The organism is Granulicella cerasi, from assembly GCF_025685575.1.
GTDB classification, from domain to species: domain Bacteria; phylum Acidobacteriota; class Terriglobia; order Terriglobales; family Acidobacteriaceae; genus Granulicella; species Granulicella cerasi.
This window is the reverse complement of record NZ_JAGSYD010000003.1, coordinates 246,869-265,617: the sequence shown is the minus strand read 5'-3', so window position 1 is coordinate 265,617 and position 18,749 is coordinate 246,869. Positions and strand designations below refer to the sequence as shown.

The 18,749-nt window shown below is 61.1% G+C and carries 20 protein-coding genes; 12 read left to right on the top strand and 8 right to left on the bottom strand.

The window, feature by feature from the left end; all coding sequences use genetic code 11:
• Window positions 1-4: 4 nt before the first annotated feature.
• Window positions 5-1,417 (top strand): dicarboxylate/amino acid:cation symporter, encoded by a 1,413-nt coding sequence (locus tag OHL11_RS10680; protein ID WP_263371497.1) that lies wholly within the window; start codon window positions 5-7, stop codon window positions 1,415-1,417.
• A gap of 174 nt (window positions 1,418-1,591) precedes the next feature.
• Here the strand turns inward: OHL11_RS10680 and rplS are convergent, their stop codons facing one another.
• From rplS to OHL11_RS10650, 6 genes are all read right to left on the bottom strand, one after another.
• The gene (gene rplS / locus OHL11_RS10675; RefSeq protein ID WP_390234327.1) at window positions 1,592-1,948 is read right to left on the bottom strand and encodes a 50S ribosomal protein L19; all 357 of its coding nucleotides are present in this window, start codon (window positions 1,946-1,948) and stop codon (window positions 1,592-1,594) included.
• Between the two features lie 59 nt (window positions 1,949-2,007).
• A complete protein-coding gene (trmD, locus tag OHL11_RS10670) occupies window positions 2,008-2,832 on the bottom strand; it encodes a tRNA (guanosine(37)-N1)-methyltransferase TrmD (RefSeq protein WP_263371496.1) in 825 nt (274 codons plus the stop codon).
• Between the two features lie 2 nt (window positions 2,833-2,834).
• On the bottom strand, window positions 2,835-3,434 hold the full coding sequence (rimM, locus tag OHL11_RS10665; protein ID WP_263371495.1) for a ribosome maturation factor RimM: 600 nt from the start codon (window positions 3,432-3,434) through the stop codon (window positions 2,835-2,837).
• Between the two features lie 85 nt (window positions 3,435-3,519).
• A complete protein-coding gene (locus OHL11_RS10660) occupies window positions 3,520-3,861 on the bottom strand; it encodes a KH domain-containing protein (RefSeq protein ID WP_263371494.1) in 342 nt (113 codons plus the stop codon).
• Window positions 3,862-4,115: 254 nt separating this feature from the next.
• Complete coding sequence (rpsP, locus tag OHL11_RS10655) at window positions 4,116-4,376, bottom strand: 30S ribosomal protein S16 (RefSeq protein ID WP_263371493.1); 261 nt, start codon at window positions 4,374-4,376, stop codon at window positions 4,116-4,118.
• A 205-nt stretch (window positions 4,377-4,581) separates the two neighbouring features.
• Complete coding sequence (locus tag OHL11_RS10650) at window positions 4,582-5,511, bottom strand: alpha/beta hydrolase (RefSeq protein ID WP_263371492.1); 930 nt, start codon at window positions 5,509-5,511, stop codon at window positions 4,582-4,584.
• A gap of 57 nt (window positions 5,512-5,568) precedes the next feature.
• Here OHL11_RS10650 and OHL11_RS10645 point away from each other — a divergent pair, with 57 nt between their 5' ends.
• From OHL11_RS10645 to cobA, 11 genes are all read left to right on the top strand, one after another.
• A complete protein-coding gene (locus OHL11_RS10645) occupies window positions 5,569-6,285 on the top strand; it encodes an esterase family protein (RefSeq protein WP_263371491.1) in 717 nt (238 codons plus the stop codon).
• Window positions 6,286-6,302: 17 nt separating this feature from the next.
• Window positions 6,303-7,346, top strand: a complete 1,044-nt coding sequence (locus OHL11_RS10640; protein WP_317890645.1) for an ATP-grasp domain-containing protein — start codon at window positions 6,303-6,305, stop codon at window positions 7,344-7,346.
• Entirely contained in the window at window positions 7,346-7,684 is a 339-nt protein-coding gene (locus OHL11_RS10635) for a DUF6572 domain-containing protein (RefSeq protein ID WP_263371490.1), read from the top strand. Before OHL11_RS10640 ends, OHL11_RS10635 begins: the two co-directional genes overlap by 1 nt.
• A 10-nt stretch (window positions 7,685-7,694) precedes the next feature.
• A complete protein-coding gene (locus tag OHL11_RS10630; RefSeq protein WP_263371489.1) occupies window positions 7,695-8,798 on the top strand; it encodes a carboxylate-amine ligase in 1,104 nt (367 codons plus the stop codon).
• Between the two features lie 9 nt (window positions 8,799-8,807).
• Window positions 8,808-9,845, top strand: a complete 1,038-nt coding sequence (locus OHL11_RS10625) for an aminopeptidase (protein WP_263371488.1) — start codon at window positions 8,808-8,810, stop codon at window positions 9,843-9,845.
• A 10-nt stretch (window positions 9,846-9,855) separates the two neighbouring features.
• Window positions 9,856-11,070 (top strand): hypothetical protein, encoded by a 1,215-nt coding sequence (locus OHL11_RS10620; RefSeq protein WP_263371487.1) that lies wholly within the window; start codon window positions 9,856-9,858, stop codon window positions 11,068-11,070.
• 143 nt (window positions 11,071-11,213) lie between these two features.
• On the top strand, window positions 11,214-11,546 hold the full coding sequence (locus tag OHL11_RS10615; protein ID WP_263371486.1) for a PilZ domain-containing protein: 333 nt from the start codon (window positions 11,214-11,216) through the stop codon (window positions 11,544-11,546).
• Window positions 11,543-12,292, top strand: a complete 750-nt coding sequence (locus tag OHL11_RS10610) for a LuxR C-terminal-related transcriptional regulator (RefSeq protein ID WP_263371485.1) — start codon at window positions 11,543-11,545, stop codon at window positions 12,290-12,292. Before OHL11_RS10615 ends, OHL11_RS10610 begins: the two co-directional genes overlap by 4 nt.
• Before the next feature lie 229 nt (window positions 12,293-12,521).
• Window positions 12,522-14,264 (top strand): nitrite/sulfite reductase, encoded by a 1,743-nt coding sequence (locus OHL11_RS10605; RefSeq protein ID WP_263371484.1) that lies wholly within the window; start codon window positions 12,522-12,524, stop codon window positions 14,262-14,264.
• Between the two features lie 10 nt (window positions 14,265-14,274).
• Complete coding sequence (locus OHL11_RS10600) at window positions 14,275-14,976, top strand: precorrin-2 dehydrogenase/sirohydrochlorin ferrochelatase family protein (RefSeq protein ID WP_263371483.1); 702 nt, start codon at window positions 14,275-14,277, stop codon at window positions 14,974-14,976.
• Window positions 14,973-15,767 (top strand): uroporphyrinogen-III C-methyltransferase, encoded by a 795-nt coding sequence (gene cobA / locus OHL11_RS10595; RefSeq protein ID WP_263371482.1) that lies wholly within the window; start codon window positions 14,973-14,975, stop codon window positions 15,765-15,767. The genes OHL11_RS10600 and cobA overlap by 4 nt, the downstream gene beginning before the upstream one ends.
• Before the next feature lie 105 nt (window positions 15,768-15,872).
• Here the strand turns inward: cobA and OHL11_RS10590 are convergent, their stop codons facing one another.
• Window positions 15,873-17,735, bottom strand: a complete 1,863-nt coding sequence (locus tag OHL11_RS10590) for a M61 family metallopeptidase (RefSeq protein ID WP_263371481.1) — start codon at window positions 17,733-17,735, stop codon at window positions 15,873-15,875.
• A 124-nt stretch (window positions 17,736-17,859) separates the two neighbouring features.
• The gene (locus OHL11_RS10585) at window positions 17,860-18,702 is read right to left on the bottom strand and encodes a hypothetical protein (RefSeq protein ID WP_263371480.1); all 843 of its coding nucleotides are present in this window, start codon (window positions 18,700-18,702) and stop codon (window positions 17,860-17,862) included.
• Window positions 18,703-18,749 lie beyond the last annotated feature (47 nt).

Below are 18,749 nucleotides of genomic sequence, written 5' to 3'. Positions count from 1 at the left end.
ACGAATGGGAAGAAAAGATTTCACGGCCATCGCCGTGGGTGTGATCGCGCTTGGCCTCGGGGCCGCGCTGCAATTTGTGTCACTACACGCCGCCGCAGGCGCGCAGACACCCTTACATACCGCGGGTGTGCTCGTGCGCTGGATCGGCGTGCTCAGCCTGTGCTGGTTCGGCATCCGCCGCAAGAGCTTGACGCCGTGGATCTTCGTGGCCATGGTCGCTGGCGCCGAACTCGGCTTCGACGCGCCGCATGTGGCGACGCAGTTGAAGGTCTTCTCTGACATCTTCCTGCGCCTCATCAAGACGATCGTGGCACCGTTGATCCTCGCGACGCTGGTGGTCGGCATTGCAGGCCACGGTGACATCAAGAGCGTCGGCCGCATGGGCGTGAAGGCGCTGGTGTACTTCGAGGTCGTCACGACACTCGCGCTCGCCGTGGGCCTCATCGCGATTAACGTAACGAAGGCTGGCGTTGGACTGACCTTCCCGGCAAACGCTGCGGCCTCTGCGGCGGCGATCACGCATCCTGCCGCGCAGCACTGGAACGATGTGCTGCTGCATATGTTCCCGGAGAACCTGGCGAAGAGCATTGCGGACGGGCAAATCCTGCAGGTGGCCGTCTTCGCGATCATCTTCGCCATCGCGCTCGCCACGCTGAGCGAGGAGAAGCGCGCGCCCGTGATGCGCCTCTGCGAGAGCCTTGCGGAGGTCATGTTCCGTTTCACGAACGTCGTCATGTTCTTCGCGCCGATCGGCGTTGGCGCGGCGATGGCTTACACCGTCGGCGGTATGGGACTCGGCGTGCTGGTCAACCTTGGCAAGTTGCTGCTGACGCTCTACGGCGCGCTGGCGATCTTCGCCGTAGCGGTGCTGTTGCCTGCGGCGCTGTCCTTCCGTGTACCGGTCGCGCGTTTCATCGCAGCGGTCGCAGAGCCCGCCACCATCGCGTTTGCGACGGCGACCAGCGAAGCCGCACTGCCGCGCGCGATGGAGCAGATGGAAGCTCTCGGCGTGCCGCGCCGCATCGTGGCTTTCGTCATCCCGGCTGGATACAGCTTCAACCTCGATGGTTCAACGCTCTATCTTGCGGTGGCCAGCATCTTCGTGGCGCAGGCCGCGGGGGTGCATCTGTCGATCGGCCAGCAGTTGGTGATGATGGCGACGCTCGTTCTCACGAGCAAGGGTGTCGCGGGCGTGCCGCGCGCAACGCTCGTCGTGCTGCTTGCCACGGCCGCGACGTTCAACCTGCCCGAAGCGCCGATCTTTGTGATCCTCGGCATCGACGCGCTGATGGACATGGCTCGCACCATGGTGAACGTCGTCGGCAACTGCCTGGCATCGGTGGTCGTAGCGAAGTGGGAAGGGCAGTTCGGCCTGGAAGCGGTGGATCCGGTGGTCGCGGAAGGCGTCGAAGCTTAGCATCTGCTTCCAGTACTTCTGTTCTTCAACTACATCCCAACAAAAGGCTTTATCATTCTTCGCATTGCAAAGGATGACAAAGCTGGAGGGATTCGACGACGGCGGATCGCGTCACAACCAAAGCAAACCGGCGACCCGAAGGTCGCCGGTTGTAGCTTGATAGCTGAAAGAAGCTTACGCGGTGCGCGCAACTTCCTTCAGGCGGGCAGCCTTGCCACGGAGCTCGCGGATGTAGAAGAGCTTTGCGCGGCGGACGCGGAACGAGCGGATCTTCTCGACCTTGTCGACAACCTTGGAATTGTAGGGGAAGATGCGCTCGACGCCCTGGCCGAAGCTCATCTTGCGAACGGTGAAGGAACCCTGCGGTCCCTTACGGCACGCGATAACGAGACCTTCAAAAGCCTGGAGGCGCTCTTTTTCGCCTTCCTTGATCTTCACCTGCACGCGAACGGTGTCGCCGGGGGCAAACTCGGGAAGATCGGTGCGCTGGAACTGCTCAGCCAGCTTCTGCATGATGGGATTGATGGACATGATACGGGTTCCTTGCTTAGTAATCGCAGGACTTAGTGTAGCACAAATTGTCAACAGTGCTAAGAATTGTCCTGCTTGAGATAGTCAATTTCTGCTAGAAAAGCGCGGTCTTTATCGCTAAGGTCCGCCGTTTCGAGCAAATCGGGGCGATTTCGTGCGGTTTTCGCTAACGCTGCCTCGCGTCGCCAGCGCCGGATGGCCACGTGGTCGCCGCTGGAAAGCGCGTCGGGAATCTTCGCTCCGGCCAGATCGGCCGGTCGCGTGTAGTGCGGATAATCGAGCAGACCGCCTGCGCCGTGCGTAGAGCGGGGAACTCCGTCGGCGTCGTTGTGCGTCGCGCCGGTGTCGCCCTCGCCAAAACTTTCAAAGCGGTTGGAGTCTTCGTGGCCCAGCACGCCGGGCAGCAGGCGAACGGTCGAGTCGATGATCATCGCCGCGGGCAGCTCGCCGCCGGTCAGCACATAGTCGCCGAGGCAGAGCTCGCGGTCGCAGAGCAGCTCAGCGATGCGTTCATCCACGCCCTCGTAGCGTCCGCAGATCAGCGTCACGCGTTCCAGCGTGGCCAGTTCGCGCGCCGTTGCCTGCGTGTACTTCTTGCCCGAAGCCGAGAGCAGGATGACGGACTCGCGCGTGAGGTCGCGCTCGGATTTCGGCGTGATGCCCAGCACCGCTGCGGCTTCGAGGATCGGCTGCGCCTTCAGCACCATGCCTTCGCCGCCGCCGAAAGGTCGATCATCCACCGTGCGGTGGCGGTCGTGCGTGAACAGGCGGAGGTCGTGCGTGTGCGCTTCAGCAATGCCGTTGCGGAAGGCGCGCTGCAGCACGCCGTGGCGGAAGAAGTCGCCGAAGAACTCCGGAAAGATGGTGAGGATGTCGAAGCGCATGGTTATAGCTCGAGCAGGCCCTCGGGCAAGCTCATGCGGACGGACTTGGCGTCGAGGTCGACGGCTTCAATCCACGCATTCACCAGCGGCACCAGTTGCGTGTCGGCTTCTGGCTCTTCGCCTTCCTTCGCGGGGGGCTGAATTTCGAGCAGCGCGGGAGCGTCGTCCAGGCGCGATCGGCCATCGGAGCCGACGGCGAACTGCACATCGACGATTTCGCCGACGGCTTTGCCTTGATCGAAGAGCTGGCAGCCTACGAGATCCCGTACGAGCCAGGTGCCTTCTTCGAGCTCAGGCAGTTCTTCTGTGGGAACGAAAAGTTGTTGGCCTGCGAGGAGCTCGGCGTCGTTGATGGACTCGCAGCCGGAAAGCTTCACCACGACGCGACCGACGTTGCGGCCGGTAGGGAAGAAGTGCGACTCCAGCGTGCGCACGGCGCCGTTGGCCGCTGCGGTTTCGGTCTTCGCGAGGCGTACCTCGCGGCCATCCTCGAACATTTCGTCGAGGTCGGTGAGCAGCTCTGCGAGCACCTCGCCGCGGCGCCCCTGCGGGCGCAGGATGGCGGCGATGGCAATCCACTCGGTGGTCGTAGTCTCGGTCACAGCGTTCAGTGTACTTCTCACGTTCTGCAAAAGAAAAAGCCCCTGCCGCTGGGCAGAGGCTTCATCCAACTTAGGTGAACCGAAACTAGGCTTCGGTGGCGCCCATGGCGTCCGCTTCCACAATGTCGAGCGCAAACCGATGCTGCACCTTCATGCTGGCGGCGGAGAGGATGGTGCGAAGGGAACGAGCCGTGCGTCCCTGCTTACCAATCACCTTGCCGACATCTGCAGGCGCGACGAAGAGACGGAGCACGGTTGTGTCGTTCTCCTCGAAAACGTCGATGCGGACAACTGCGGAATCATCAACCAAGGCACGAGCTACCTCGGTCATTAAATTTTTGATCTCGGAGACGCTGTCAGCGCTCGGAGTCTGTTCACCAACACTCACTCGGTACACCTCAGGAGAAATAGGCTCAATGCAAATCATTCCCTTGTTCCGGGAAAGTTTGTGATGCGAAGGCCCTGCGTACTCACCTTCGCGGAGGGGTCCTCCAACTCAACGACGTCCCCTATACATGTTTGGATGCAGCTAAAAACTTTACCGATGTATGGAAACGTCGCGGAATCATCCGGGACGCCTTTTTCAGGAGAATACGCGAGAGTCCCGTGCGCTGGGCGAACTCTTTAGGCACACGGAACCTCTCTCGAGTTACTTTGGGTAGGTTACCAGAGGGTGTTACTTTAGGCTACGGTTTCTTCAGTGGTCGGCGGAACATACTTTGCAGCGAGCTTCGCAACGATCTCCGACATCTGTGCGCCCTTCGAAGTCCAGTAGGCGATGCGGTCGGTCTTGAGCAGAACGGTTGCGGGCTCGGTGCGGGGATTGTAGGTGCCAACCACTTCGATCGAACGGCCGTTGCGTGCGCGGTCCTTCTCGATTACAACGATGCGGTAGTGGGGCTGCTTGCGGGCGCCAACGCGCGCCAGGCGAATCATCAACATGGGGGTACTTCCTCTTTTTGGATTTTTGTTCGTAAGGGACGATGCCGATTCGCGGCGTGAAGCCAGAAGCGACGGCAGACCTAAATAAGCCGAACCTGATTATTTTCGCCGTTTTTCGGGGGAATAGCAAGAAAATGCTGCTCAAAAGCGTGGTTTTGCGGAGAAATCCGGCCGCCGGGGGCCCCGAAGCGAGATGGAGAGCGCGTTATAGCGCGCCCGGGAAGAGGAACTCGAGCACCTGATCAAAGCGCGCGGCCCAGGCTTCTTCGTTGTGCAGCCCACCGGGCACGCGCAGGTATTCGAGGTCTTGACCGGGCTTCCAGCCGCGCGTGACTAACCGCTTGGCCAGCAGATCGCAGTCACGCAGGTGGCGCAGACCCTCGGCCATCCCCATGTCGAGCCAGATGCGTGCGCGAGGCGCCGCTGGTGGAGGCGCGGGCAGCGACTGGAAGCGCGAGAGGATGGTGCGTTTGGGCGCGCCGACGGAGTTGAGCAGTGCGCGGTTGTCCCACCAGACGCTGGGGGAAAGCACGGCGAGCTTGCCGAAGACGGTCGGATGCTGCAGCCCGAGGAAAAGCGAGATGAGGCCGCCGAGGGAGGAGCCGCCGAGGCCGGTGTTGGCGGCGTCGGGCAGGGTGCGGAGCGCGCTGTCGATCAGCGGTTTGAGCTCGTCGACGAGCAGGCGGCCGTAGAGCGGACCTTCGCCGCCGCCGTACTCCTTGTCGCGCGTCGGCGTGTAGTCGGCCATGCGGTGCGTGCCGGTGTTGTCGAGCCCGACGAGGATGACGGGCTCGATGCGACCTTCGCGGGTGAGGCGGTCGGCGGTGCTGTTGGCCTGCCAGGTCTTGCCGGCGACATAGCTCAGTCGACCGTCGAAGAGGTTCTGCCCGTCGTGCAGATAGAAAACCGGGAACCGGCGCGTCGGTTCGCTGAGGTATGCTTCGGGCAAGTAGATGCGGATGTCGCGCGCATCGGGCAGGTAGCGGGACTCGAAGTCGCGCAGGATGCGATAGCGGGGGTTGGCGTCGAGCTCGCGTTCTTCGGGGTAGGTGGGGTGGTCCAGCGAGGGCGTCGCATCGAGCGGCGCGCCGTCAAAGGGCAGACGAACGGAGGTGGGTGTGGGTACGATCTCCAAGGCTTCGACACAACCAGAGGACGGCTGCTTGCGCTCAGAGTATCAGAGGGCAAAGCTATGAACCGCGAATATCATCGCTGGTGGTCGGGCGACCTGGGCCGCGATATGGAGATGCTGGTCTTCGGCCATGATGGCCTGCCGGCGATCGTATTTCCGACGTCGTGCGGGCGCTTCTTCGAGTTTGAAGATCAGGGCATGGTGAAAGCCGTGGCCGACAAAATTGCGCAAGGCCGCCTGCAGCTTTTCTGCGTGGACTCGGTGGACTGCGAGAGCTGGTACAACGACGGCGTAGGTGCGGACTGGCGCGCGGCGCGGCATGTGAGCTACGAGCACTACATTCTGCGCGACGTGTTGCCGCTGGTGCGACAAAAGAATCGCAGCCCTCACCTTGCGGCGGTGGGCTGTTCGTTTGGCGGGTATCACGCGCTGAATATTGCGTTGAAGCATCCGGATCTGTTCACCGGGGCGCTCTCGATGAGCGGAGCGTTCGATCTGCGGGGGCTCGGTTTTCTGGACGAGCACTATGACGACAACTGCTACTTCAACCTGCCGCTGGATTACGTGCCGAATATCACCGACCACGGCTATCTCGAGCAGCTGCGCCGCAACACGTACGTATTGGCGACGGGCATTCACGATCAGTGTTGGAACGACAACGAGCGCATGGCTGCAGAGCTGCGCGCCAAGGGCATCCCTGTGCGGCTGGACGTGTGGGGCGACAACGCGCGGCATGACTGGCCCTGGTGGCAGCGCATGGCGCATGTGTATCTCTGAGCAGCGGGAGGAAGCGAATGGCGGTAAGAGCGGTGAAGAAGATTGGCGTGTTGTTCGGCATGGAGAACACCTTTCCCGGAGCGCTGGTGGAGCGCATCAACTCGTACGGCATCGACGGCATTACGGCGGAGTTCGTGAAGATGGGCGCGGTGGAGATGGCCAAGCCGTGTCCGTATGCGGTGATCGTCGATCGCATCTCGCATGACATGCCGTTCTATCGCGCGTACCTGAAGAACGCTGTGCTGACGGGAACGCAGGTGATTAACAATCCGTTCTGGTGGAGTGCGGATGACAAGTTCTTCAACTACTCGCTGGCGACGAAGCTGGGAGTCGCTGTGCCGCGCACGTTGCTGTTGCCGCACAAGAACTTTCCGCCGGAGATCAACGAGCAGAGCGTACGCAATCTTGAGTACCCGCTGAACTGGGATGCGATCTTCGACCACATCAAGTTCCCGGCGTTCCTGAAGCCGCATGATGGTGGTGGTTGGCGCGATGTCTTTCATGTGCGCACGCCGGAAGAGTTCTTCGCTGCGTACGACCAGACGCGCGACCTGACGATGACGCTGCAGGCCGCCGTGGGCTTCAAGGAGTACTTCCGCTGCTACGTGGTCGGGCAGGAGGACGTGCTGATCATGCCGTACGATCCGCGTCAGCCGCATGAGCATCGCTACGTACTCGATCCGCCGGAGTACGACCCTGCGTTGTTGCAGCGCGTGGAGGCGGATGCGTTGAAGCTCTGTCGCGCGTTGGGCTACGACTTGAACACGGTAGAGTTTGCGGTGGAGGATGGTGTGCCATATGCGATCGACTTCATGAATCCGGCGCCGGATGCGGATCGCTACTCGGTGGGTGAGACGAACTTCGAGTGGATCGTGGACAAGGTGGCAAAGCTTGCGGTGAAGAAGGCCAAGGCGACGACGAAGCAGTCGAGCGCGTTCCACTGGTCGAAGTTCCTGAGCGGCGATACTGCTGTGAAGCCTGCGGTGAAGAAAGCGGCAACAAAGGCCGTCGCTGCAAAGACCGTTACTGCAAAGACCGTCGCGACGAAGAAAGTGAAGTGATGAGCGATACGAGTGAAGTCACAGAAGGCACGCGCGAGACAGTGGATCTCGTCGCGTTTGATCCGCAGGGCAATGTGATTCTCGGCATGGTGCATACCGAGCCGTGGGGCGAGGATGCGGGGCTCGATGCGCTGCAGGAGCGCGTGAATGTGTACCTCGCGTATTGGGATTCGGGCCAGCTTGCGGCAGATTTTCCGGAGTCGGCGTGGAAGCCGGTCATGATTCGTTTGTATGTAACGACGCAGCCGGATGAAGAGGCTGAAGAATTTATCGGAAAACTGGAAGAAGGTTTGAAAGGGCACGGCGTAGGATTCGAATTTCATCTCCTCGAGGCATGAAAGAGGGCTCGTGAAGCCAACGTTTTCGCTGGGCATTGAAGAGGAGTATCAGACGATTGATCCTGAGACGCGCGACCTGCGCTCGCATATCCAGACGGAGATGCTGGCGGAAGGGAAGATGCGTCTTGAAGAGCGTGTGAAGGCCGAGATGCACCAGTCGGTGATCGAGGTCGGCACGCGTGTCTGCCGCAATATCAGCGAGGCCCGTGAGGACATCTACGACCTGCGGCGCAATATGATCCGGCTGGCGGAAGAGAATGGTCTGCTGCTTGTCGCAGGGGCCACGCATCCGTTCGCGGACTGGCGTTCGCAGGAGATTTATCCTGACCCGCGCTATGACAAGGTCGTCGAAGATCTGCAGCTCGTAGCGCGGTCGAACCTCATCTTCGGCCTGCATGTGCATGTGGGCATCGAGGACCGAGACTCTGCGATTCGCATCATGAATTCGCTGCGATATTTTCTGCCGCACATTCTTGCGCTCAGTACGAACTCGCCCTTCTGGCTCGGTATGGAGACGGGTTACAAGAGCTATCGCGCGAAGGTATTCGAAAACTTTCCCCGCACGAATTTGCCGGACTGGTTCGCGGATTACTCGGAGTTCGAGAGCTACGTGAACCTTTTGATCAAGACCAACTGCATCGACAACGCGAAGAAGATCTGGTGGGACGTACGACCGCATCCGTTCTTCAACACGGTGGAGGTGCGCGTGTGCGATATACCGCTGCGCGCGGAGGAGACGATCGCCATTGCGGCGTTGATTCAAGCCACGGCAGCGAAGCTATGGAAGCTGCAGGCATCGAACCTCGACTTCCGTCGCTACTCGCGCGCGCTGATCATGGAGAACAAATTTCGCGCGGTGCGTTATGGGCTCGATGGCAAGTTGATCGACTTTGGCAAGCAGACGGAGGTGCCCGAGCGTGAGTTGATCGAGGAGTATCTCGCGTTCCTCGACGACACGCCGGATGAGTTAGGTTGCCGCAAGGAAGTCGAGCATGTGCGCCACATCATGCAGACGGGTTCGGGAGCGGACCGTCAGCTTCGCGTGTGGCGTGAGACCGGCGATCTGCGTGCGGTAGTGGATTACATGGCCGCCGAAACGCGTGCGGGGCTGTGAGGGATATCGTTGGCCACTGATCTGAGAAGCGAGAAGTTTCGGGCGGAGTTCCGCGAGGGCGCGCACAATGCGGTGCACACGTGTTTACGCATTCAGTCGAGCGAGAAGGTTACGCTGATCACCGATGAAGCGACCAGGGAGATCGCTGCGTCGCTCGCGGCGGAGCTCGAAGCCCGTGGCTGTGCGTGGTCCGGCTTCGTGTTGGAAGAGCTGGCGCAGCGGCCTCTGCAGGCGATGCCGCAAGCGGTGCTCGACGATATGGAGACGAGCGCGGTGAGCATCTTCGCTGTGCAGGTGCAGTCCAACGAGTTGCGCTCGCGCATGCAGATGACCGACGTGGTGAACCGCCGCAAGATGCGCCACGCGCACATGGTGAACATCACGCCGGACGTCATGATGCAGGGAATGCGCGCGGACTTTCTGGCGGTGGATCGATTGAGCCAAAAGGTGTTGGAGAAGGTGCGCGCTTCTTCCCACGTGCGCGCAACCACTGTCGCTGGGACGAACCTGCATGTGGCGTTGGAGCCGAGCTACAAGTGGTTCAAGACGTCGGGCATCATCTCCACGGAGAAGTGGGGAAACCTGCCGGGCGGTGAGTGTTTCACGGCGCCGGGAGAGGTGAACGGCGTCTTCGTGGTCGACGGTGTCGTGGGCGATTTTCTCTGCGCACGCTATGGCATCCTGCGCGACGAGCCGCTGCGTATCGTGATCGAGAAGAACCGCATCGTTACGGTGCAGTGCTCGAACAAGCGGCTGGAGCAGGAGTTCTGGGCGTACACGCATACGGATGAAAACTCGGACCGCGTGGGCGAGTTCGCGATCGGCACGAACATCGGCGTGACGCAGGTGATCGGCAACATCCTGCAAGACGAGAAATTTCCCGGCATCCACATTGCGTTCGGCGACCCGTATGGAGCGCACACCGGTGCACCGTGGAAGTCGTCGACACACATCGATGTGGTGGGGCTGGGCTTCAACATATGGCTCGGCAATGAAAGCGGCGAAGAGCAGATCATGCGTGATGGCAAGTTCCTGATCGAAGCGTGAGGAGAGCAGCGTGATCGAAGATCTGCGACGCCAGTTCAACGCAAGCTTCTCGCCGGAGAAGTATGAGCAGCTCATCGCCCTGGTCGAGACGAAGACGCGCGGGCCGATGCCGTACCGCGTTGCGGAGACGCCGATGTTTCTGCCACACGCACTGCTACAGCGCATGGTCGATGCGGGCATCGCGTTGACCACGCAGCTCGTAACCAACCGTGAATACATGCAGCGCGCGCGTGCCGCTGTGCCTGAGGCGTTTCGCGTCCCAGGCGAGCCGACGCATCCGAGCTTCATGGCCGTGGACTTTGGCTTGATCGCTGACGGCAACGGTGGCTTCGTACCGAAGCTCGTTGAGATGCAGGCGTTTCCGTCCGTGTTTGGCTTTCAGCCGATGTTGGCAGAGGCGTATCGCGAGGCTTATCAGCTTGAGGCCTCGCTGCGAGCGTTTCTCTGCGGCGAGGAGGCGAAGTATTGGCAGATGCTGCGAGAGGTGATCGTCGGCCAGCACGAACCGCAGCACGTGGCGTTGCTCGAGGTCGAGCCGGAGTCGCAGAAGACGTTGCCGGACTTCCGTGTTCATGCGGAGCGACTGGGGATTGCGATCGTCGATCTCGCGAAGGTGGTGAAGCAGGGCAAGCGGCTGTTCTATCGTCGCGATGGCGAGCTTGTTCGGATCGAGCGCATCTACAACCGGGCCATCGTCGACGAGATCGTTCGCAAGCAGATTGCGCTGCCGTTCGACTATCGCGAAGAGCTCGAGGTGGAGTGGGCCGGGCATCCGAACGCGTACTTTGAGATCAGCAAATTTTCGCTTCCGTATCTGGAGCACGAGACGGTGCCGTCGGCGGTTTTCCTCGACGACTTTCTGAGTGGCAAAGGCCGCGAACGTCTGCCTGCCGAGCGCGAGCGCTGGGTGCTGAAGCCGCTCTATTCGTTTGCGGGCAAGGGCATCACGTTTGCACCAAGCGACGAGGAGCTGTTTGCGATCCCGAGTGAGCAGCGTCACCAATATCTCGTGCAGGAGCGGCAGTCTTTTGTGCCCGTGATTGCGACGCCGGCTGGACCCACGCAGGCGGAGGTCCGGGTGCTCTACGTCTGGCCGGAGGCCGGGGCGATGACGCCGATGATTGCGCTCGCGAGGCTGGGGCGCGGGCTGATGATGGGCGTGGATCACAACCGGGAGCAGTCGTGGGTGGGGGCCTCGGCTGTGTTCTTCCCGAAGCCGTTGTAACACCTCGTGACGGTTGTCCTAAATCGAGACGTTACATCGTGTTACGGCAATCTTCTTTGTCCAAAGTATCCAGAGCTACAATACAATGACATATATCCGGGCCAGATTCCCCCATCTCGTCGCTGGCCGCAAGGAGTCGTAATTTGACCTCCACAGACATACTCGGCAACGAGCCTGTACGATCTTCAGTTCGCTTTCCCCTCAGGCTTGCAGTGACGCTGCATGCGGGGGACCGTACCTATGAGGCAATGACGGAAGATGTCTCCGCAAATGGTGTATTGTTTGTGGCCAATCAGCTACCCGCGGTAGACACGAAAGTGGAGTTCCGGATTCTGATGCCGGCTGCGATCATGGGTGGAAAAGAAGACGTGGTCGTGTACTGCATCGGTCGCATCGTAAGGCTCGTGGAGCGTGATGGTGTGACGAAGGCTGGCGCCGTGATCGACGAATATTCTTTGAAGGCTGAGCATTCATGAGTGAAGAACATAACGGAAACCAGGCCGAAGCAGCAGATGCGGGCATCCGTGTAATTCTCGCGGATTCGCAAGCCATCTACCGCGTGGGCATCCGCAAGATCTTCGCCCTGGAAGATGACATCCGCGTCGTTGCACAAGCTGAAACGCTGGAAAATCTCTACGCTGCGTTGCAGCGTTACCCCACGGACGTGGTGCTGCTCGAAGGGCAGTTGATTGCCGGTACCGTAGACGCGATCCCGCAGCTGGTGAAGCGCGCGCCGGACTCGAAGCTGATCGTCCAGGTAACGGAGTCGGATGAAAACAACACGGTCGAACTCTATCGCCGCGGTGTGCGTGGCGTGGTGCCGCGTTCCATCTCGCCGGACCTGCTGATCAAGTGCGTGCGCAAGATCTCTGCGGGCGAAACGTGGATCGACAACCAGTCGATCTCCTGGGTGATCGAAGCGTACCGCGCGCAGGCGCAGGCGCTGACCAACCCGAAGACGCAGCCGAAGTTGAGCGAGAAGGAACTCGCCATCATCGCGTGCATCACGCGCGGCATGCGCAACAAGGAAATCGCCTACCAGATTGGCACCACCGAACAGGTGATCAAGAACTACCTGCGCAAGGTGTATGACAAGCTGGGCGTGAGTGATCGTCTGGAGCTTGCGCTGTACTGCCTGCATCACCAGATTTTGAAGACCGACGCGCAGACCGCCGAGGCCCCGTATGCCGAGACCGGCGTGCCGCTGAAGGCAAAACTGTAGTCAAGCGTGAGCGCAAACCTGTTTGACAGGTTTGCGCCGCTTGGCTGACAGGTAGTAAACTCACCTCAGCATGCAAAACCACTTCCAGCTTTCGTCGTGTTGTCCCTCGCTCCGGGCGGGGATGGCTGCGCGTCGCTGAGTCGCGCGACACCTTCGACTGGAGTGCCCACGAGCCAATGCTTCGTGGGCCTTTGATTTTTGACTTTGAGATCCACTTTGGAGAACCACCTTGGCTGATACGAACGAAGCTTCAACCTCCGCGGCAGCAGCGCCGGTTGTGAAGGAAACGAAGGCACAGAAGGTCGAGCGCCTGAAGCGCGAGAAGAACCCCTGGGATAGCTGGAGCGACGTCGAAGGCTACGCGAAGGCAGGCCGCGCTAGCGTTGCTGCCGAGTGGAGCGGAACGTACTTCAAGTGGTGGGGCGTGTACACGCAGGGCGATGGCGTTGGTGTGACCGGCGGCAAGGGCGGTGAGGGCCTCGTCAGCGACTACTTCATGATGCGTATCGGTATCGTGAACGGCAAGCTGACCAGCGCGCAGTTGCGCGAGATCGCAGATATCACGCAGAAGCATGCGCGCGGCATCGCCGACGTGACGACGCGCCAGTGCATTCAGTTGCATTGGCTGACGATCGAGTCGCTGCCGGAGATCGTCGAGCGCCTCACGGCGATCGGTCTCTCGCCGAAGGGCGCTTGCGGCGACGTAGTGCGTAACGTGACGGGCTGCCCGATGGCTGGTCTCGATGGCCACGAGCTGCTCGATGCCTCGCCACTGGCGGACAAGATAAGCAAGGAGCTCACCGGCAATCCTGAGTTTGTGAACCTGCCGCGTAAGTTCAAGGTAACAGTGACGGGCTGCCCAATCTGGTGCTCGTACCCGGAGATCAACGACGTGGCGCTGACCGCGCTGAAGCGCGTGAAGGACGGCAAGGAAGAGATCGGCTACTCGCTGCGCATCGGCGGCGGCCTCTCGACCGAGCCGCACATCTCGGTGCGCATGAACGCGTTCATCCCGCAGGACAAGGCTTATGAAGCGGTGAAGGCTGTTTGCGAGATCTATCGCGAGCAGGACGTGCTGCGTGAGAACCGTGGACGTGCGCGCATCAAGTACCTCTTCATGAAGCATGGCTGGACCGCAGAGTCGATGCTTGCAGCGATTGAAGAGCGCATGGGCTATAAGTTCGACGCGTGCGACGAAGGCGCAGAGGCTGGTGATCTGTATCGCGATCACGTCGGCGTGAATCCGCAGCGTGAAGCGGGCTTGAACTCGGTGGGTGTGACGGTGATCAACGGCCGCATGAATCCTGAGCAAATGCTCGCATTCGCGGACCTTGCTGAGAAGTACGGCAACGGCGAGTTGCGTACAACGATCGGCCAGAACGTGATCCTCGTGAATATTCCGAGTGCGAACGTGCAGACAGTGGTCGAAGGCGTGAGCAAGATCGGTTTCCAGGTAGAGCCGAAATCGTTCTACCGCGGCGCGGTGGCGTGCACGGGCACGGAGTTCTGCAAGCTGGCGATCACGGAGACAAAGGCGTTCAACAAGTGGCTTGTGAGCGAGCTTGAGGAGCGTCTGCCGGAGTTTGATCAGCAGTTCCGCCTGCATGTGACGGGCTGCACGAACTCGTGCGGACAGGGATGGATCGCGGACATCGGCCTTGAGGGCAAGAAGATCAAGAAGGATGGCGTGATGGTCGATGCGTTCTACTTCATGGTCGGCGGCTCTGTGGGCGGCGAGTATGCGGGCATCGCGCGCCAGATCGGCTATCGCGCTGCGGCGACCGATTGCCCGGAGGCGATTGAGCGTTTGCTGCGTGGCTATCTGAAGGGCCGCGGCGAAGGTGAGTCGTTGCGTTCGTACTTCCGTCGCACGAGCGATGACGAACTGCGCGCGCAGTTGAACGGCGCGGAGATGGAAGCGATCGAACGCGATATGACGAAGGTCGGCACCGGCCACGCGCCGGACGCGTAGAGGACCCGCGATGAGCCTGTTTCCCATGTTTCTGAAGCTCACGGCAAAGCCCTGCGTCGTTGTGGGCGCGGGTGCGATTGCGGAGTCGAAGATCGAAAGCCTGCTGAACGCGGAGGCTTCGGTGCGCGTGATTGCGCCCGAGGCTTTGCCGCGCGTGCAGGCCTGGGCGGAAGCCGGCGAGATCGTGTGGGAGCAGCGCGCGTATCGCGAAGGCGATCTCGATGGTGCGTTTCTCTGCGTGGCGGGGACCGCGACCGCTGAGGTGAATCGCGCGGTGTTTCATGAGGCTTCGGCGAAGGGTGTGTTGTGCAATGCCGTCGATGATCCACCGTTCTGCGACTTCTACTTTCCGTCGATCGTGAAGCGCGGCGAGTTGCAGATTGCGATCTCGACGGCGGGTGAGTCGCCGGCGCTGGCGATGCGTTTGCGCAAGGAGTTGAACGCAGCGCTGCCGCTCGATCTTGGTGAATGGCTGATGGAGCTTGGTCGTTTGCGCCGTGAGGTAACGGCCGTTGAGCCGATTGGCGAGCCGCGCAAGCAGTTGTTGCATGAGCTGGCTTCTCGCGAGGTCTGCGGTTTTGCCGAGTGCCCGTCGCGTGCGCGTGCGCAGCAGCATATGCGTGAGCATGGGTTCATCGCAGCGGATGCATCTTGCGAATCCACGTCTCAGAAGCGGGACGTGGGGCACCCGGTTGTCGGGGGTACGGAGTGATCTCTGCGCAAAAGGGAACGGTGTATCTCGTCGGCGCGGGCCCGGGTGATCCTGAGCTGCTGACGCTGAAGGCGCTGCGCTTACTCGAAACGGCGGATGTGGTTTTTCACGATGATCTTGTGCCGGATGCGGTGCTCGCGCTCGTGAATGAGCGTGCGTTGATCACGAGTGTGGGCAAGCGCTGCGGGCGTCCGCGCATCACGCAGGCGGGGATTCATTCGCTGCTGATCGAGTCGGCGCGTGCAGGACAGAGCGTTGTGCGTTTGAAGTCCGGCGATCCGCTGGTCTTTGGGCGTGCGGGTGAAGAGCTTACGGCGCTGCGTGCGGCAGATGTGGCGTTTGAGATCGTGCCCGGCGTGACCGCGGCTCTGGCTGCGGGAGCGCAGCTTGCGTTGCCGCTCACCGATCGCAAGAGCGCGTCGAAGCTGATCTTCGCGACGGGGCATCATGCGGAAGGCAAGGATGCTGCGCCCGTGTGGAGCGGGCCTCTGCCGGAGGACGCGACGCTGGTCGTGTACATGCCGGGGCGCGACACGGCGCGCATTGCTGCAGAGCTTCGCGCGGCGGGTGTGGCGCTCGATGTGCCATGTGCCGCGGTGTCGAACGCGGCGCGGCCAGAGCAAAGTGTTGTGGCTTGCCGGCTCGATGCGTTGGAGCAGCTTGTGTGCGGGCCGGCGCCGGTGATGATGCTTGTGGGCCGTGCGATGGAGTCGCTTGTCGCGAGTGACGATGCAGGCGTGATGAGCGAGCGTGTTCGCGAGGTGGTGCTGCAGGCGGAGCGCGAGCGCTGAGAGTTGTGGCTGGGGTTTGGTTCGAGCTATGAGTTTTGAGTAGCGAGTTATGAGTCAAAGCGAACGGGCGAGGATTTCTCCTCGCCCGTTTCGTTTGTGTGGCGTTTACTTCTTCACGAGCGGCGTGGTGATCTCGTCGAGGTAATCCTTCTTCGAGTCATCGCGCACCAGCGAGGGGTAGCGCTCGCCGTCGTGGTAGTCGAGGTCCACCGAGCGGATGAAGCCCTGGCTCTGCACGAGCAGGTGGATCGCATCGGTGTTGCCCTTGGTGGAGTCGATCGCATCGACCAGCGCGTCGGGTGAGTAGACCGCGCCGTTGACGGCGATGATCTTCTGACCTGGAGCCAGGCGAGCCTTATCGCCGGACGCGCCCCAGCGCACATCGTTGATCGTTCCATCGGCCTTTAGGCTGATGCCGAGCGAGTACCAGAACGACGGGCCGCGCATACGCGATGCGAGTTTATCCACGTCCGAGGGCTTGTCGGTGAAGACGAGTTTGTAGCCACCGCGCGTGATGCCATCGAGGTCGGCGTGCGGGTTCACGAGGTCGACGCGGTCATGCAGGAACTTCGCCCAGTCGTACTTCACGACTTCGTTGAGGTCCTTGATGAGTTCGTCGCGGTTGTAGACCACGATGTTCGGGCCGGTGTTGCCGCCCTTGCCGAGGAAGATGCGCTCGAAGTCGGTGAGCGACTTCTGGTCGTTCGTCAACTCGCGGATGAGCGTATCGGCGTCGAGCCAGAGCAGTTCGCCTTCTTGGTAGTAGTCCTGGCCGCGACGCCAGTTGGCCCAGCCGGGGCCTTGCGAGCGAAGGATGCTGGCAGCGACGGCGGTGTCGTCGGTGGAGCGCCACTGGCGGCCCGACTTGTACTCGAGGTTTGCAGCCGACATCGCGAGCAGATCGCGATACTGCGCCTGGTTCTTGAGGCCGGAGCGTGCGGCGAGCACGTTGCCGAGGTACTGCGTCATGCCTTCGTAGACCCACAGCAGTTCACCCTGCTGCATGGTGGCGAAGTCCGGCTGATAGAGCTTGTCCGGACGACGATACTTGCCGTTCCACGAGTGCGTGAACTCATGCGCGAGCAGGTCGGCTTCAAGCACCTTCATCGCGGGGTTGACGAATGTCTTCTCGCCGACTCCGTTGTCCGAAGACTGACCGTGCTCGAGGCCTTCGCCGCCTGCTACGTCCGAGAGAGTCAGCAGGAAGTGGTACTGGTTGTAGTGGTGCGAACCATAGGCGGTAGTTGCTTCGCGCACGAGGTTGGAGACAGCCGTGACGGTCGCGGGCGGCAGGTTGAAATCGTTCGGCTCGTCCGAAGCTACATCGAGGAAGTGCGCGGGCTGCACGTCGGGCGCGAGCGTGTACTCGTGGAAGTATTTGCCAGCGAGAACGGGCGAGTCTTCAAGCTGCTCGACGTTCGTCGGCTGATACTCAATGGTGCCGCCGGGCTTGGTGTTTGCGTCGAAGGGCTTGACCGGTACGAGCGCGGTGCCTACGCCCCAGCCTGCGGGGACAACGATGGTCGGCTGGATGGCGATCTCACGGACGGGCTTGTGCGCGGGGTAGAGCAGCAGCTTTTCCCACTCGAGCATGGCGAGGCGATCGGAGAGATGCTCGCCTTCAATGCAGTCGAGGTGCGCGTGGATCGATGTAACGCCGGCAGGGACGTCAACGTGGAACTCGTAGAGGTCCACATCATCGCGGCGCCACGGCAGCACCTTGCCGTTCGCCGTGAAGACGACGCCGGTGATGTTTTCAACCGGGCCGGTGGGGCGATGGTTGCCGGGGATCCACTTCGGTGTGACGAAGGTGTTCGGGCCAGGCTTCACGGGCAGATCGACTTCAGCGTGATACAGATGACGCGAGGTGTCGGTGAAGTCCGCAGTGATGCGAATAGGCTGTTGCTGCGCGAAGGCGGGCGCGGCAAACAGCGCGCAAGAGGCAAGGGCAATCCATCGACGTTGCATCGTAAGAATTGTGGGACTCCTGAAAAATCATCTGCTTGAGCAGAGTGTTACAACCAGCATACGCGCAGCAAAAAGCCACGCCGTACGATGACGGCGTGGCTTTCGTTTATCGGCTGTTGAGGGACTAAGGAACATTCATCGGCGTCGGCGCGTTCTTCGGCGTGCTGAGGTAGCCGCTGACGCTGTTCTTGCCCACGCTGTTCACGACGATCTCGTAGAGCATCGGCGACTTGCCGGAGTAGAACTGGATCGGCTCGTCGAGGTTCTTGTCCTTCTTCTCGATGATCTTGTCGTCGGAGCTTACGTTGAGGGTGAACTTCGACTTCTTCGCGTCCACCTTCTTGAGCTGAAGCTTGATGGTGCCGACGAGTTGCAGCGGGCCACCCTTCTGCAGCGTGAACTCGTAGTAGTTGCGCTGATTCAGGCGCTTCAGCTCTTCGAGTTCATCGTGGTTGGTGGCGATGAGTCCGCTCATTACGCCCTGGTCGCCGACGACGCGCGTGAGCTGCGTTTTGGTGTTGGCGAGGTCCGCTTGCGTCGTCGCAACGTCGTTCTTCACGCCGCCCACGTCCGTCTTCACGGCGGTGACGTCGGTCTTCACTGCTCCGACTTCCTTGGCGGTCTGCTCCTGGTCATGCGCAAGCTTCTGCGTCACGGCGGAGTTTGCTTTCTGCGCTGCCAGCAGCTGTTCGGACTTGTCCTCAAGCTGCTTCTGAGTAAGGCCCATCGACTGGCCGAGAGCTTGTCCCTGCGCCTTCAGGCGAGCGTTGGTGTCTTCGAGCTTCTCCTGCAGGGACGCATTGATTTTGTTAGCTTCCGCAACCTGCTGCTCGGTCGTGGTGAGCTTGTTCTGTACGACGAGCGCGAAGATGAGTGCGCCCAGCCCGAGGACAAGACCCAGAACAGCAACAGGCGCCAGCCAACCCGGGGTGCGCTGCTCCACGACGGTTTCACGAACTTCGTTCATACGATCTCCTTCTATGTGATCGGCGGTGGATGGTGTGGCCGGAGGAT

What these genes read in the sequence shown, in the direction of transcription:
- OHL11_RS10680 (WP_263371497.1), top strand. Translation starts at nt 5, where the DNA reads ATGGGAAGAAAAGATTTCACGGCCATCGCCGTGGGTGTGATCGCGCTT.
- rplS (WP_390234327.1), bottom strand. Translation starts at nt 1,948, where the DNA reads ATGTCCATCAATCCCATCATGCAGAAGCTGGCTGAGCAGTTCCAGCGC.
- trmD (WP_263371496.1), bottom strand. Translation starts at nt 2,832, where the DNA reads ATGCGCTTCGACATCCTCACCATCTTTCCGGAGTTCTTCGGCGACTTC.
- OHL11_RS10660 (WP_263371494.1), bottom strand. Translation starts at nt 3,861, where the DNA reads ATGATTTGCATTGAGCCTATTTCTCCTGAGGTGTACCGAGTGAGTGTT.
- rpsP (WP_263371493.1), bottom strand. Translation starts at nt 4,376, where the DNA reads ATGTTGATGATTCGCCTGGCGCGCGTTGGCGCCCGCAAGCAGCCCCAC.
- OHL11_RS10645 (WP_263371491.1), top strand. Translation starts at nt 5,569, where the DNA reads ATGAACCGCGAATATCATCGCTGGTGGTCGGGCGACCTGGGCCGCGAT.
- OHL11_RS10640 (WP_317890645.1), top strand. Translation starts at nt 6,303, where the DNA reads ATGGCGGTAAGAGCGGTGAAGAAGATTGGCGTGTTGTTCGGCATGGAG.
- OHL11_RS10635 (WP_263371490.1), top strand. Translation starts at nt 7,346, where the DNA reads ATGAGCGATACGAGTGAAGTCACAGAAGGCACGCGCGAGACAGTGGAT.
- OHL11_RS10610 (WP_263371485.1), top strand. Translation starts at nt 11,543, where the DNA reads ATGAGTGAAGAACATAACGGAAACCAGGCCGAAGCAGCAGATGCGGGC.
- OHL11_RS10600 (WP_263371483.1), top strand. Translation starts at nt 14,275, where the DNA reads ATGAGCCTGTTTCCCATGTTTCTGAAGCTCACGGCAAAGCCCTGCGTC.
- OHL11_RS10590 (WP_263371481.1), bottom strand. Translation starts at nt 17,735, where the DNA reads ATGCAACGTCGATGGATTGCCCTTGCCTCTTGCGCGCTGTTTGCCGCG.
- OHL11_RS10585 (WP_263371480.1), bottom strand. Translation starts at nt 18,702, where the DNA reads ATGAACGAAGTTCGTGAAACCGTCGTGGAGCAGCGCACCCCGGGTTGG.